General features: G+C 37.7%; 9 protein-coding genes. 5 read left to right on the forward strand and 4 right to left on the reverse strand.

Features of this window, described 5'->3' with window-relative positions; translation table 11 throughout:
• Both FJA49_RS16895 and FJA49_RS16900 read right to left on the reverse strand, forming a co-directional pair.
• Complete coding sequence (locus FJA49_RS16895; RefSeq protein ID WP_140002414.1) at positions 1-4170, reverse strand: choice-of-anchor L domain-containing protein; 4170 nt, start codon at positions 4168-4170, stop codon at positions 1-3.
• A 219-nt stretch (positions 4171-4389) separates the two neighbouring features.
• Complete coding sequence (locus tag FJA49_RS16900) at positions 4390-4980, reverse strand: DoxX family protein (RefSeq protein ID WP_140002416.1); 591 nt, start codon at positions 4978-4980, stop codon at positions 4390-4392.
• Positions 4981-5338: 358 nt separating this feature from the next.
• Between FJA49_RS16900 and argS the strand changes: the two genes are divergently transcribed.
• The 5 genes from argS (at position 5339) to FJA49_RS16925 (ending at position 12597) form a co-directional block, all read left to right on the forward strand.
• Complete coding sequence (argS, locus tag FJA49_RS16905; RefSeq protein ID WP_140002418.1) at positions 5339-7441, forward strand: arginine--tRNA ligase; 2103 nt, start codon at positions 5339-5341, stop codon at positions 7439-7441.
• Between the two features lie 22 nt (positions 7442-7463).
• Positions 7464-8912 carry an SGNH/GDSL hydrolase family protein gene (locus FJA49_RS16910; RefSeq protein ID WP_199758397.1) on the forward strand — a complete coding sequence of 483 codons (1449 nt, stop codon included), beginning with the start codon at positions 7464-7466 and terminating at the stop codon, positions 8910-8912.
• On the forward strand, positions 8905-10338 hold the full coding sequence (locus FJA49_RS16915; protein ID WP_140002420.1) for a GDSL-type esterase/lipase family protein: 1434 nt from the start codon (positions 8905-8907) through the stop codon (positions 10336-10338). The genes FJA49_RS16910 and FJA49_RS16915 overlap by 8 nt, the downstream gene beginning before the upstream one ends.
• On the forward strand, positions 10338-12026 hold the full coding sequence (locus tag FJA49_RS16920) for an MBOAT family O-acyltransferase (protein ID WP_140002422.1): 1689 nt from the start codon (positions 10338-10340) through the stop codon (positions 12024-12026). Before FJA49_RS16915 ends, FJA49_RS16920 begins: the two co-directional genes overlap by 1 nt.
• A 100-nt stretch (positions 12027-12126) precedes the next feature.
• Positions 12127-12597: a hypothetical protein gene (locus FJA49_RS16925; RefSeq protein ID WP_233590211.1), complete on the forward strand. Its 471-nt coding sequence runs from the start codon at positions 12127-12129 to the stop codon at positions 12595-12597.
• A gap of 39 nt (positions 12598-12636) precedes the next feature.
• Here the strand turns inward: FJA49_RS16925 and FJA49_RS16930 are convergent, their stop codons facing one another.
• Positions 12637-14979 carry a TonB-dependent receptor plug domain-containing protein gene (locus tag FJA49_RS16930; protein ID WP_140002424.1) on the reverse strand — a complete coding sequence of 781 codons (2343 nt, stop codon included), beginning with the start codon at positions 14977-14979 and terminating at the stop codon, positions 12637-12639.
• On the reverse strand, positions 14976-15872 hold the full coding sequence (locus FJA49_RS16935; RefSeq protein ID WP_140002426.1) for a FecR family protein: 897 nt from the start codon (positions 15870-15872) through the stop codon (positions 14976-14978). The genes FJA49_RS16930 and FJA49_RS16935 overlap by 4 nt, the downstream gene beginning before the upstream one ends.
• Positions 15873-15904: the final 32 nt, after the last annotated feature.

The following is a 15904-nucleotide window of genomic DNA, read 5'->3' on the forward strand; positions in this document are numbered from 1 at the left end:
TTATCGTTTCATTGCGAAATGTGCCCTAAATTCTTTTGTAACGCCGTTTTCAGTATAGATAACTTTGAACCAATAATCCGTAGATGGCATAGGAGCGTTGTTGTAAAATCCGTCCCATCCGCCCGGTTGCGATGGTTTTATCTGTTTTAATAATTTGCCATATCGGTCAAAAATATAAATGACAGCTTCTGGTTGGTGTGATAAATCCCAGATGTTCCAATAGTCATTATAGCCGTCCCCGTTTGGAGTGAAATACCTTGGATAATTGATTACGAAAGCTGGTATTGTCGTTTTTTCACATCCATTCAGGTCATCTACCGTTATAGTGTGTTGTCCGGAGGAAACATTTTCAAAAACGTTGCTGGTTTGAAAAGGGCCATTATCGAGCTGGTACACATAATTACCACCAACTCCGGTTGCGTTAACTGTAATGCTTTGGTTCTCTCCAAACGTATTGTTAACGGTATAGGTTACAGTAGCTTTTTCAGAACGGACAACTTCAACAGAAGTAAGTTTTGAAGGGCAACCGGTTGCATTACTTGTTGCAATTACCGAATAGGTGCCCGGAGTTGTTGCAATATAAGAACTGCCTGTTGCACCTGGAATAGGTCCATTGGCATCAAACCATTCAAAAGTATGCAGAGAGCTGCTGAGTCCTGTTTGTATGGAGTGAGAACTGATCAGCTGGTTGGTTTCGCTATTAATACATACAGTTCCTCCTCTAGGGCGAGGTTCCGGTATGCGGAGTACTGTTAATTGAATTGGCAAGATGTCGTAACAACTGTCTGAAATCCTGCTCGAAACCCTTATGTGAATTGTCTGGGCTGTAGAAGAGGTTACAGGATTGGTTCTTGTCAATGCATTACTTGCAGATTCAAAATACTCAACTATATAATCTTCCGGTAATTGAGTGCCAAGTGCAAAATCTGTAAAAACAGACAGGTCAAATGAAGTTATACCATCATTTACATCGTCATTATCACAAGTTATTTTCAAACCTGCAGGAACCGGATTTACTGTTGGAGTAGTAACAATCGTAATCTCAAATAGATTGTCGTCTGAACAAATTTCACCACGGTTGTCGATTTCGGCATAAATATGCAACGTTTCGCTTGTTGTAATAACATCACCTGCATGCCTCATGATTCCTCCCCCATTAGGTTGGGTATAATAATCTCCTACTGTCAGAGCCGGAAGGATATAGCTATCACAACTTGCAACAGGAGCAGGAGAATCGGCTTCAACTCCAACAATTGTAATTGTAAAGCTATTTTGAGCACTACATGGAGGTACAGTTGTGCTAATAGCATAAATATAAATCGTCTGCGTTGCAGAAATAACATCTCCGGCAGAAAGCATTCTTCCTTGTCCGTTAGGTTCTGTATAATAATTACCCACGGCCAGAGGTGTTAAGGTATAAGGCTGGCAGGTTGGCCCAATATCCGATCTGGAGCTGATTTGCGGAATCGGATTGATGGTAACCATGTAGCTTATTTCATTGGTACAGTTTTGTCCCGGAAGCACAGGTTTGTAAATATAAACCCTTTGAGTAGTAAATATAGTTTGTCCGGCTAGCATCATCGTGCCTGTTCCATTCGAACCGGTATAGTAGTTTCCTACTGTTATTGGAGGCAAAGTATAACTGCCGCAAATGACAACGTCGCCCGGAATAGGATCAAAAGGATCTGTTATGATAACATCAAAATGTACGTTGTCTGTACAGTTTGGTCTTTCGGTTGTAGCTACATACACATAAATTGTTTGTGAAGTAGTAATTACTGTCCCGGCGGGAATTTGGGTTCCGGTACCGGCCGGCCCGGTATAATAATTTCCAATAGGTAACGATGGTAATGTATAGCTGGAACAATTTGTGGCATCAGGCGGAGTATCGATTCTGATAAATACTGTAAATTCTTTTTGGTCTTCGCAGATGTCATTCTGTACATAAGCATAGAGCGTTTGGGTAGCAGTAATTGTCGTACCGCTAGGAACTATGGTGCCTGTTCCTCCAGGTCCTGTATAATAATTTCCAAAAGGCAATGCAGGCAATACGTAAGAATCACAGTCGAATACTGAAGTGATATCCGGAAGATTTTCAAACGGAATAATCTCAACCTCAAAACTGCCGTCAATGATACAGAAAGGCTCTTCAGGGAATTGATAATAAACAAAAATGGTCTGCGAATTTCTAATTACGGTTCCCGGATTAATCTGGGTGCCGTTCCCGCCAGATTGCGTATAATAATTTCCAAATGGCAATGTAGGCAATGTATAGCTTGTGCAATATCTTCCGTCAGGTGGAATCAGTGATTCCGGGTCGATAATGGTTATTCTGAAACTGCTTTGGTTAGAACAGTTAGGCACGCCTCCGGTTTGGTTGTAAACAAAAATAGTTTGTGTTTCTGTAATGATGTCACCTGCAAGAAGCGGCGTTCCTGTTCCGTCAGGACCGGAAAAATAATTTCCGTTTGTAAGAGGAACTAATTCGTGTTGGTCGCACACAATTACATTTTCGATTATGTCTACAATCGGGAGGTTTTTTACAAAAATCTCAAAACTGGTCGTGTCATAACAGGCCGTATCCGTTTTATTCTCCAATCTTACATAAATTGTCTGATTGCCTCCTGTGGTATAATTTGTAGAAGGAAGCGGATTGGTTCCGGCCTGTGCATTAGGGAGTGATGTATAATATGAAATGTTGTAAATGTCAGCAGAAAGTCCGTTTAAAACTGCAATATCTTGTATTGCAAAATTGAAATTCGCATCGGTAGCGTCTAAAGCGACAGCACATTCAGTAACATCGTTTGGCTTTGTTGCTGTTGGAGGTGCAATCAAAAGCAGGTCAAACGACTTGATTGAGATACAGCCATTGGTGTTTCGAATCCTTACGTATATGGTTTCACTTCCGGCACTCGGATAGGTAGCTGGTAATATGTTTGCTCCGGTTTCAGCATCTGCTCTGTTGGCGTGATACGATAGTGTCACGCCCGGATCGATACCAGACAAAATAATAGGCGTGTTGTAAGACAAGTCAAAGTTATATGTAGGCTGTCCTGTGTTGCATTTGTACAAAGTATGCGGTTGCGGCGTAACCAGTTCCGGATAATATTCTACAATAATAGTGTCGGTTACCGGAGCTTCGCACGGAAATAGCGTATTGTTATAGGTAACAGAATACGTTCCAGGTTCGTTAATGATTAATTCATCATCATTTCCACCAATAGGTCCTCCGTTTCTCATCCATGAAAAAGAATAAGTTCCCGGATCCAATCCAGTAGTAAGAGTATGTGTTTCGTTCTGGCAAATTGCCGTTTGGGTAGCAATAGTCAAATCCGGTCCCAAAACATCTTGCCCGATATTAAAGCTGTCTGACGAAAGAAAGATAGCAGAATCGGATTTGTAGTCAGATCGGTCGGCAATAACCAGTTTGATATGGTAAGGCGTATTAGGTGTCAGAGTAGACGAGGCTGTGAAAAGGACTGTTTGTCCGTTAAAATTAATAGCAGAACCTGAAGCTTCTGAACCGCCATTAAACTTTCCAAAATATTCAGGATTAACTGAGGGACATGATGAGTTATAAAGAAAGTCACGAATTGTCAAGACAGAAATCGGAGTTGTCGTATTTGGAATTACAGCCAGATTTTCGGTGACTCCAGTATTCAGATTTGTGAGAAGAAAAGCAAATGCATCTGAAAAGTTACATTGCGAATTACCGTATTCTTCTGAAGCAAAAAGAAAATCCATGCTGAAATTGGAAGAAATCGGTACGAAATCAAATTCAAGCACGGTGGCATTTACAGAAGTCATGGTGAATCCTGCGGCAGCGAGTACATTTTCCAAATCGGTATCGCCTATCCATGCCGGATTATTCCCGTCACTTAGTAGTGAATTGTTTGGGCCGGGTGCATGGCTTGCGTCTCCTGTGGTTAGTATGACACCGCTTTCTATCGGGAAATTAGGATTGGTATTCTGGAAATAGCCTATTCCGTTGCTGGAACCAAAATTGCTTCCGGTTCGCCATGAAACATTCGTTACTTCTGTGCAAGGAGAATTTACTAGAACATTAGTGACAAGTTCTGGGACTGTACGGGTTGACGTATCGACAGTTATGGCCTGGGAATAGCCAAGTATTGGCAATAACGCCAATAAAATCAATAGGTTATTTTTCATATCAAAATCTGGACAATTTTTTTGATACTCACTTAATAAAAATTGGGGCTTTTATTTGAAAGTTCTAAGCAAAGATATAGAGAAGCATCGACGAAATGCAAATTAATCAGGCGAAAAGTAACGTTTTGATATATTGTGTGTTGAAAGTCTTACAAATCTAGATTTATAAGAAAGAAAATTCAATCAGAAATAGATTTGTCATTCCCAAAAAGAAACAGATCATGACCCAAATAAATTTTTTATCGCAAAAAATAGGACTTTTGGTAACATCCCGATTATTTCCAAACCAATAGCAAGAACAGGCAGTATCAAGTAGGCCCAAACAGGAAATTTAAATTTGGTATTTACGCCGCTTATGATGTTTCTCCAGATAATCAGAATCCGATCTTTATAATGCCATAAAACCAGGCAGTCAAGCAGTATGTAAAAAGGAAGCCTAAAGGTAAAGCCGGCTAACAAGGCAGGCGGCATGGCTGTCAAATCAATTATTAAAATTACGGTAACTATTGGCAGAAATAGAAAAGCACCCAATAGTGCTGTCCGATTTAGGATTAATAACAGTCCGCAGACAATCTGGGAAATTCCAATAAACAGATTGAAAGGTTCGTGTCCAAACAGATACCAGGAAACCCGAAATAGGCTGAGGTCTTTTATGGGTGTCAGTAATTCTGCTTCTGTCAAACCGAATTGCCCATCGGTTAATTTTCCGTAACCATATCTTAAAAATGTCCAGCCCAATAAAAATCGAGCTACGAGTATGAAATAATCCCAATATTTTCCTTTTGTGATTGATTGTAGTTTGTTCGTCATGATTGATGTATAAAATGGTTGACTCTTTTATTTGCGGCCTGATTGGGATTGTATGTAAGTTGAGAAGGCTTATTTATTAGAGACGAGGCACTTTAAATTTTGTTACTTCCAAAAAAAAGGTGTTATGAAAAAGCTTTGCGTATTAGCGTCTCTGCGAGAGAATAATTGCTCGCAAAGACGCAAAGGCGCTAAGTCGAAGAAAAAATTATTGGCTAACTTTTTTGAGTGTTCTTTATAGCAATAAAACAGCCAATTTTTCAAGCAAAGCAAAAAGAAAATCTATCTTTGATAAATGGAATTTTGGTATTCCTAAATTCAGTCAGAATTAATATCTTTGCACGCTTAAAAAACACTTAAAATGACATTATCTCAAATTCTTACACCACAGATTGAAAAAGCCATTTCGGCTTTGTTTGGAGTTACTATTGATAAAATAGAATTTCAGGCAACACGGAGGGAATTCGAAGGTGATATCACTATGGTGATTTTCCCGCTGCTTAAGCTTGTGAAAAGCAATCCGGTAGAACTTGGAAACAAAATAGGAACCTATTTGGTAGAAAATGTTGCTGAGGTTGAAAAATTCAATGTGGTTTCCGGATTTCTAAATATTGTTATCTCGGACAGCTACTATCTTGATTTCTTTGAAAAGACAAGATCAGAGAAGAATTTTGGTTTTGTAACTCCATCGGAAAACGAAAAAGCAACTTTGGTAGAATATTCGTCTCCAAATACCAACAAACCATTGCATTTAGGGCACGTTCGTAACAATCTTTTGGGATATTCTGTAGCAGAAATTATCAAAGCTTCAGGAAAAAAAGTATACAAAACCCAGATTATTAATGACAGAGGAATCCATATCTGCAAATCGATGTTGGCCTGGGAAAAATTTGGAAACAATGAAACTCCTGAAACTTCCGGACTGAAAGGTGATAAATTAGTTGGGAAATATTATGTTATGTTTGAAAATGAAATTAGAAATCAAGCCCAATCCATTTTTCAGGATTATAGAATAAATGATTTTAAGAATTTTCCAACGACTAAATCTAATGAAATAGAATTATCAAACGCTGCAATTAAAAGTTTATATTCTATACGATCTACCGAATGCAATAATTTGGATTTTGAAGCTATATCGAAATTAGGGAATCAGTTTGAAATTAAAGTTAAAACAGCGATAGATAATGAATTATTTCTTTCTAAAATATCAAAATTAATTTTACAAGAAGCCGATGAAAAAGAGAAAGAAACTTTAGAGGCAAAATGTAAAGATTTTGAAAAAATAATTAAGTCTGTAATTTTAATAGAAAATAAAATTGAGGAAGAAGTTTCTAAGATAATGGATGTTTCTAGAAGCAGAACTAAAATTATGTTAGAAGCTCAGGAAATGCTTCAAAAATGGGAAGCTGGCGATGAACAGGTAATGAACCTTTGGAGAATGATGAACCAATGGGTATATGCCGGATTTGCCGAAACCTATACCAATCTTGGAGTTGATTTTGATACGTATTATTACGAAAGCAATACCTATTTATTAGGGAAAGATATAATTGAACAGGGACTTGAAAAGGGCATTTTTTATAAAAAGCCTGACGGTTCGGTTTGGATTGATTTGACTGAAGACGGTTTGGATGAAAAACTAGTCTTGCGTTCTGACGGAACTTCGGTTTATATGACACAGGATATTGGGACTGCCGTTCAGCGTTCCAAAGATTTTCCGGATGTTGGAGGTATGGTGTACACGGTAGGGAACGAGCAGGATTATCACTTTAAGGTGTTATTCCTAATCTTGAAAAAACTCGGATACGACTGGGCACAGAACCTTTTCCACCTGTCTTACGGAATGGTGGATTTGCCTTCTGGAAAAATGAAAAGTCGTGAAGGAACCGTTGTTGATGCAGATGATTTAATGGATGATATGGCTGAAACGGCCAGAACGATTTCTGAGGAACTGGGCAAGTTGGATCATTATTCTGAAGAAGAAAAAAACAAGCTGTATAAGACTATCGGATTGGGTGCCTTGAAATATTATATATTAAAAGTAGATCCTAAAAAACGTATCCTGTTTAACCCTGAAGAATCGGTTGATTTTGCAGGAAATACAGGTCCGTTTATCCAATATACCTATGCAAGAATCCAGTCTATCATCAGAAAAGCGGACTTTGACTATTCAGGAGCTGTGTCTGCGATAAAGTTGCATGAGAAGGAAAAAGAATTGCTAAAGCAAATGGAAACTTTCCCGGAAGTAATCCAGAATGCAGCTCAAAATTTCAGTCCGGCTTTGATTGCGAATTATACATACGAACTGGTTCGTGAATACAATTCGTTCTATCAGGCGGTTCCTATTTTGGCTTCTGATAACATGACGGAAAAGATTTTCCGTGTCCAACTGTCAAAAAAAGTAGCCGATATTATTGCATCGGCGTTTAGCCTTTTAGGAATAGATGTTCCTGAAAGAATGTAATGCATAAATCATAATCAATTAAGTGAAAACGAATTCATATTTCTTTCAATCATTTGCAATAGTACTTCTGGCTGCTGTAGCGTTTATTGGCTTTAAACAGTTCTTGCCAAAGAAGATTTTTTCAGAAAGTGCTCCCAATTCAAAAAACGTACTGATTGACAGTATGCTTCTGGATGCGGTTGCAAAAGATGTCAAATCAACGACAAAGGATACATTGGTAAATGCAAAGATTGTCTTTGATCCGACATTAGGAATTACTTTTCCTTCTGAAAAATTTGAAGATTACAAAGGCTACCAATATCTGATTTCATTTTATGAAAAGTTATACCAACTGGAAAAAAATCCGGAGTCTGAAAATGTAAGGATTGCCTATTTTGGCGATTCCATGACAGATGGCGATATGATTGTTCAGGATTTGAGAGCGGATTATCAGGCAAAATTTGGAGGGCAAGGCGTTGGTTTTGTTTCCATAACTTCTGAATCAGCGGCTTCAAGAGGTTCGATTACGCATCAATATTCCGGAAACTGGAAAACCCAGTCTTATTTAAATGTCAAAAAGCCGAGAAGTCCTTTTGGAGTGAACGGACATGTATTTTTTGCCAACGATACGGCTCATGTAGAATGGGTTAGATTCAAGGCTAATACAGCACGATTTGCAACTATGCTTGATAATCCGACACTTTTCTATGGAAGGTCTTCTAATCTTCAAGGAAAAGTGGATGTGATTATAGGAAAAGATACTATCGTAAAAAGTCTTACGCCAAATAGTCTGGTGAATACGCTAAAGGTTTCATCTAATAGCATCAAAGGATTTAAGGCTGATTTTATAAAGGCCGATTCTATTCCGATATTCGGTTTTAATTTTGATGATGGAAAAGGAGTTCATGTCGATAACTTCTCTCAAAGAGGAAATTCCGGATTGCCAATTTCGACGTTTAATCCGGCTGTGATGCAGGCGTTTAATAACAAATTGGGTTATGACCTGATTGTGTTGCACTACGGAACGAATGTACTGAACTACGGAACAAAAGATTATACATGGTATGACAGAAGCATGACCAAAACGGTTAACCATTTGAAAGAATGTTTTCCGGGAGTTGCCATACTGATTGTTTCGACAGCAGATAAGGGAACAAAATACGATCTGGAAATGAAAACGGATTCGGCAGTAGTTCCGTTGACTGTTGCTCAGAAAAGATATGCTTTAAAAACCCAATCTGGATTCGTCAATCTGTATACACTAATGGGCGGTGACGGTTCTATGGTAAAATGGGTTGAAGAAGAACCTGCAAAAGCAAACAAAGATTATACGCACTTCAATCACAGAGGAGCTAAAAAAATAGCAGGACTGTTATACGAACAGCTGAACCAGGGATATGAAAAGTATAAGACTTTGAGACAAAAAAGAAAGCCGGCAGAGAAAAAAGCTCCTGACTCAACCGTAATAAAAAAGGACAGCGTCGATGCATAAGCTCAAACTATTTATAATCCTGCTTTTTTTGGTGGTAGGAACCAGTATGCATGCGCAGGTAACAGATTCGATATTTGTTGAAATCGATACTGTTGCGGCAATTGATACTACGGAAACAATCATCATTCCTGATAACCATTTTCATAATACCAAGGCATTGAAGCCGTTTTTTGAAAAGTTGAGCCTTAACCAACAGCAGAAATCAGGAAAAATCAATATTGTTCATATCGGTGATTCGCATATCCAAGCAGATTTGATGACCAATGTGATCCGAAAAAAATTGCAAAGTGAATTTGGCAATGGAGGCAGGGGATTTATTTTTCCGTATAGCCTGGCAAAAACTAACGGTTCCTATAACGAGCGATTTTCATCTAACAGAACCTGGGAAAGCTATCGAAATATCTATCCTGCTATCGGGAATCCGGTAGGTTTGAGCGGTATCGGACTTTGGACAAAGGCCAAGGATTTTGCTATTGAAATCAATGTAAAAGACAGTTCCTATGGTTTCAATACAATCAAGATAATCACTCCCAAAAATAAAGACATGTTTGATGTTGCTACGGCATCAAAAACAATCGTAATGGAATCAAGCGTTCCTAAAAAGATTACGCATAAGATTAAAAAAGGAGAAGCTATTTCAATTATTGCTGAGAAATATAACATCTCGATAGCCCAATTAAAAAAAGCAAACAATTTAAAATCGAATAATATCCGTGCCGGAAAAACGCTCAAGATTCCTACGAATGAAATGCAGCAGAAATCCATAGCACGCTCAGAATTTATTCCTTTGGATATCCAGGCCAATCAGCTGACGCATTATTATACGAGTGAAACATCTTTGAGCAAGATTTATCTTATTCCTGATTCGCAAGCATCGGAATTTGCATTGAACGGACTGGTATTGGAAAATAACAATCCTGGGGTTATTTACAGCAGTATAGGCGTAAACGGAGCTAAATTTTCGGACTACAATAAATATCCGCTGTTTTTTGAGCAATTGAAAGCATTGCAACCCGATTTAATTGTCCTTTCCTTAGGAACAAATGAAACTTTTGATAAAACTGTTTCATCAGAATATATGGTACAGCTTAACCAGTTTTTGGAGAATTTGAAAGCACAAAATATAAATGCATCGGTGCTGGTTTCAACACTGCCACCTTCCTTGTTTAAAAGGAAATTTCCAAATACATTTGCAGCCGATTATTCAGAAAATATACTGAAGTCGGCAGAAGAAAAAGGCTTTGCTGTATGGGATTTGTATTCCCAGTTTGGAGGCTTGTATGGCGTTGAACGCAATGCGGCAAGAGGGCTCATGTCGAGAGATAGAGTTCATTATTCCAAAGCAGGTTATGAAAAACAAGGAAATCTTTTGTCGGAAGCATTTCTGAAAGCATACACTAATTTTAAATCGGGTACAGAGAATTAATGACGATCAACAGCATAAATGACTGGTTTATTCAAACCTTCGGAGCGATTACTGTAGAGCAGGTGAAGGGCTGGTTTATCTACAATCCAAAAGAGCCATTGCTTTTTAATACGGGATTGTTTTTGGGGATGTTCCTGATTTTTTATCTGGTTTACGCATTCCTTAGAAAGACTTTTTATTTAAGGTTGGTATATGTCATCCTGTTTTCGCTTTTCTTTTATTACAAGTCAAGCGGAATTTATTTCCTTTTGCTAATTCTGTCTTCCGTCGTCGATTATAATCTAAGTGGCGTCATTTATAGGGAAAATCGAGAAGGCTGGCGGAAGTTTTATATCTGGCTCAGCGTCTTTCTAAACTTAGGGCTTTTAGGTTATTTTAAATACACCAACTTCCTGATTGGTACGTATAATGACATGTTTAGCGGACATTTAGCGTTCCATGACATACTGTTGCCTGTCGGGATTTCATTCTATACGTTCCAGTCGATAAGTTATATTATTGAGATTTACAGAAAGGAAATTGTCCCAACAAACAATTATGTAGAATACCTGTTCTTTGTGTCGTTTTTCCCGCAATTGGTCGCAGGGCCTATTGTGCGTGCTAAAGATTTCCTGCCGCAGATTTACCAAAAGCTGAATCTTACCAAGGAAGATGTCAATGCGGCCTTGTTTCTTTTGATTGGCGGACTTATCAAAAAGACGGTAATTTCCGATTATATCTCGATTAACTTCGTGGATCGTGTTTTTGATGCGCCGACAAGTTATACGGCATTTGAAAACCTGATGGCTTCCTATGGCTATGCCATTCAAATTTACTGTGATTTTTCCGGATATTCAGATATGGCAATTGGAGTAGCACTGTTGCTCGGATTTAAACTGCCAACCAACTTTAGAACGCCGTATAAATCTGCTTCGATAACAGAATTCTGGAGAAGATGGCATATTTCACTTTCTACCTGGTTAAAAGATTTCCTATACATCTCAATTGGTGGAAACCGTAACGGCTCTTTTGCTGGATTTTTATTCCCGGCGCTGTTTTTCTTCGGATTAATAGTTTGGGGAATCAGTTATTCGACAGTTAGTCATATTCCGCTAATTATTGCCGTTTCTTCATTAGTGCTTTTCAGCCTTACTTTTATATTGTCAAAAGATAGAGAAAGAACAATGTTCACCAATGTCAACCTTCTGACTACAATGCTTCTTGGAGGATTGTGGCATGGAGCCAGCTTGCGTTTTATTATTTGGGGTGCTTTGCATGGTGTTGCTTTGGCGGTACACAAGATATTTTTGGAATTCTTTCCATCTAAAAAAGACAAGAAAAAGAATGCGTTTGATTATATCTGGAGATTCTTCTCTATACTTCTAACTTTCCATTTTGTTGTTTTCTGCTGGTTGTTTTTCAGAGCGAAGGATTTTGATACGGCTTTACAGATAGTTAATAATATTGGACAACTTACTTTTGATCCAAAGCAATGGCAAATCATCATACAAGGTTACAAAAATGTATTCCTTTTGATGTTGGTAGGCTATATCTGGCATTTCCTTCCAGAAGGTATTACCAAAAACATGAAGCTTGCTTTTGACAAGACTCCATTGATTGGTAAAGCCATAATCTTAGGTTTTGTCTATTGGATAGTGTATGCAACTGCAACTGCCGGTCCTCAGCCGTTTATCTATTTCCAGTTTTAATAGTTGTTTCCTGGTTTTTTATCTTTTTTAACAATAAAATAATGGATAAATCGTTATTATGTTGATAATAAAACATTATTTTAACTATAAAAAACCAACCATGAAAAAGAAGTTAATTTTTGGAGCACTTGCTATGGCATTGTTTTTTACAACAGCCTGTAGCTCAGATGATGATAGCAATTCATCTTCACCAAGCGAAACAATCCAGCGAATTGAAAATGCAGTGCGTTCTGGAACCTGGAGAATTACCAGCTATATAGATAGTGGAACTACCAAAACCAATGATTTCGCAGGCTATAACTTTACGTTTGGTGCTGGTGACATACTGATAGCCAACAACGGTACAAATAACTATCAGGGCACATGGAGTGTAACCCATGATGATAGTAACGATGATAATCCGGGGAATGATATAGACTTTAATATTTCTTTTACAACGCCGGTCACTTTTGCAGACCTAACTGACGATTGGGATGTTCTGGAAAGCACTTCAACAAAAATCAGACTGGTTGATGTTAGTGGTGGAGGTGGAGGAACGGATTACCTGACTTTTGAGAAAAATGTAGAATAACAAAAAGCTGGTTTGAAAAGACCGGCTTTTTTTATGCTATTAAAAATTGAACTTTACAGCAATATTTGGAGTTCTTTCTAACGAATAGGTATTGACACTTTCAACAGTATTGTTGTTAGTGTTTACTCTGTAATACCTACTGATTGTGTTCTTTTTGTTTAATACATTGAGAACAGAAACACCCAATTCCAATTGCGTTTTTTGACTCCAGTTCCAGCAATAGGATGCCGAAAAATTTACCTGAAAATAATCACTCAGGTTTTTATTGTTTGGAAAATTATAATGAATTTCAGGTTTTGCCGGATTGCTAAGGTCTAAAAGATTTGTTGATGGCGTAGTTTCGGGTCTTCCAGAATGCCATTTGGTGCCCAACGCTATCTTAAGATTGTCCCAATCATAAATCCCGGCCCAATTAACGCTGTGAATAATCTGAAAATTATTGGAAAACTGAGAAGGTATCAAGGAATCGAATTGGTATTCACTACTGCTCAGATTATAACTGATCCAGGAATAAAAACGGTCAAAATTTTTCTGAATCAACAACTCTGAACCCAATACCGAATAATCGCCATTGATTTTTATAAATTCTAATTGATTCTGAAAAGCCTGGCTGCGTGTCATAATTCCGGTAACTTTTTTATAGAAATTATCTAATGAAATCAGCCATTCAGAAGTGTTGTATGTAAATCCGATAGAAACCTGTCGGCTTTTTTGTATTGGGATGGAACGGTCGTCTGCCAGAATCCAGCGTCTTTTTTCAAGACCCAAAAAATCTTGCTGTTGGTCAATGACCTGTGATGCAGTTTGGCTTTTTAGCTCACCCAGAACTTCAACACTTATTTCCTGATTCAGCTTGTAATTAAATTGCAGGCGTGGTTCAAAAATATATTTTTCTAATTCTTCAATATAGTTAAACCGCAAACCCGGTTTTATAAAAAGATTCCCGTTCAGATAATGCATTTCTGCTTCTGAAATTAAGGAATGTGATCGTAGTACTTCCTTTATGCTTCTTGAAAACCCGGGATTGTCAATGTTTTCAAAATTCCGTACTCCAATTTCATTGTATTGGTAGCCCGTATTTAAAATTATATCAGAATTGAGTTGATGGCTATTTTCTATTCGCAATCCCATGTCGGTAACCGTATTCTGCTGAACTAAAGTTTGGCTGTTTTCAACAGCTTCATTTCTTGAATTAAGATTATAATACGAAATATAAGCACTAATTTTACTAAAATTGTTGTCATTCCAAGCGGTTTTCAAAGAAACTGCGCCTCCAAAATTTTGTTGGCTTAAATTACTGTTTCGGGTTCTGAGAATTTCTTCAGAAGTCATTTTCTGATCGAGATCCAAAGAATTGTTGATTCCTATAAATGCAGCTGTAGCTTCCGTACGAGAAGTTATTTTGTGTTGGTATTGGGCCGTAAAATCATAAAAATAAAATTTTTCATCTGTATGATAGTTGGAGATTTCACTGTTTTCAATATTGGTAACGATCGTATTTTGAAAAACACGATTGTAATATTTCTGGTAGGTTGGAGAATTGATCCAATCTGTAAAAGAACGTCTTCCGGAAACCTGAAAGCTGGAATTGTTTGAAATTTTTATTTTGGAATTGAATTGTGCTCCAATCAGGTTAGAACTAATACTGGAAGCCGTATTTTCAATATGTTCGGGAAAAGAAGATATATCAATGACACTGGATACACTTTCTCCATAAAACGCAGAACTACCATTTTTTGAAATGGTTATTTTTTGCGAAAGTGACGGATTAAAAGCAGAAATCAGCCCGAAAAAATGTCCAGTCTGGAACATCCGGATTCCATTCCACAAAAACAGATTCTGGTCGTGGGTTCCACTTCTGACATTGATGTTCGAAACCGTTTCGTCAGCACTGTAAATTCCCGGAACCTGCTGCATTGTTTGCAAGACATCTGCTTCCGTCAGTCCTGGCAGTATCCCGAATTTTTTAGGCTTTATGGCCAGGTTTCCTTCTACGGTTTTGGAAATGCCTTTTGCCAAATATTTTTCAATGACTGTTTCTTGAAGGAGAATAGGAAGTCCTTCAATAGAGTCATGTATGGCAGCTGTCGGCTTTTGTGAACTAATAACAACATAACGGTCGTTTATGGTTTCGAAAGTCAAGCCAGTCCGATTGCTTAAAAATTTTAATTTTTCAGATAAGTTTAATTCGGATGAAGGTCGTGTAACTGAAATATATTTTACTTCATCTTCGAGAAAATTAAACTGGATTTGATACTGGTTGGAGAGGCTGGTAAGAATTTCTTTTAAGGGTACAACAACGCCTTCTTCTTGAGCCAGAACCGACTGGCCCGCAAAGAATAATAATAGAAACAACAATAATCGTAAGATTATTTTTTTCATTCTTTTTTCAGAATAATCTTTTTGTCAGATGTTTTTATGTAATTCAAATGATAAGCCTTGCCTATAATTGTCATGGCCGTATCAATATTATCGGTTGGAACTGCTCCTGTAAAATACTGTCTAGAATTGATTTGAGAATGTTCAATTTCGATACCGTATTGACTTTGGACTTCGCTTAAGACCTGATCTAAAGTGCTGTTGTTAAATTGTATTTCATTCAAAAGCCAACTTGGTTTTTCGGTGCCCAATGGCATTCTGGCAGTTATAGTTCCGTTTTGTACCGTAACACTGTTGCCTTTTTCTAATAAGATGTTCTTATTTCCGAAAGCAACTTTTACTTTTCCTTCATAACAGGCTACTTCAAAATTTTGGTTTCGGGACTTGACATTGAATTGCGTGCCTACAACTGTTACTTTTCCAAGGCTGGTATTAACATCAAACGTTTCGCCTTTGGCAACCTTAAAAAAGGCTTCTCCTTCAAGCTGTAAGTTTCGATTGCTTTTCCATTTCCACTTTTTGTATTTGATTTTAGAATTGGAATTCAGTACAATCTCTGAATGGTCAGGAAGTGAAAAAGTTATTTTTTGCCCGGCCTCGGCATATTGCGTAGTGGTCTTGTTTTTTGAATAGAACACGGTTCCCAAGCTAATTACGATAGTTGCAGCGACGAGTTTTATAAACCAGTAATTTTGCTTTTGTGCCGGTTTTTTATTTGCTCGTTTGATGACATTTTGATATGATTTTTCAGTATCAAAAACGGGAGCTTCCATACTGCCGGAATAGGTTTTTATTTTTTGATAGGTTTCGAATTCGGGCGATTTTTCAAAAGCCTCCAACTCGCTTCCTGTCATTTCTCCGGCAAGCCATTTTGCCAAATCAAAATTATTTTCCATTGCTTTTTTATTAAAAAACAGATAACTGCCTG

The sequence above is a fragment of the Flavobacterium microcysteis genome (genome assembly GCF_006385255.1).
Classification (GTDB): domain Bacteria; phylum Bacteroidota; class Bacteroidia; order Flavobacteriales; family Flavobacteriaceae; genus Flavobacterium; species Flavobacterium microcysteis.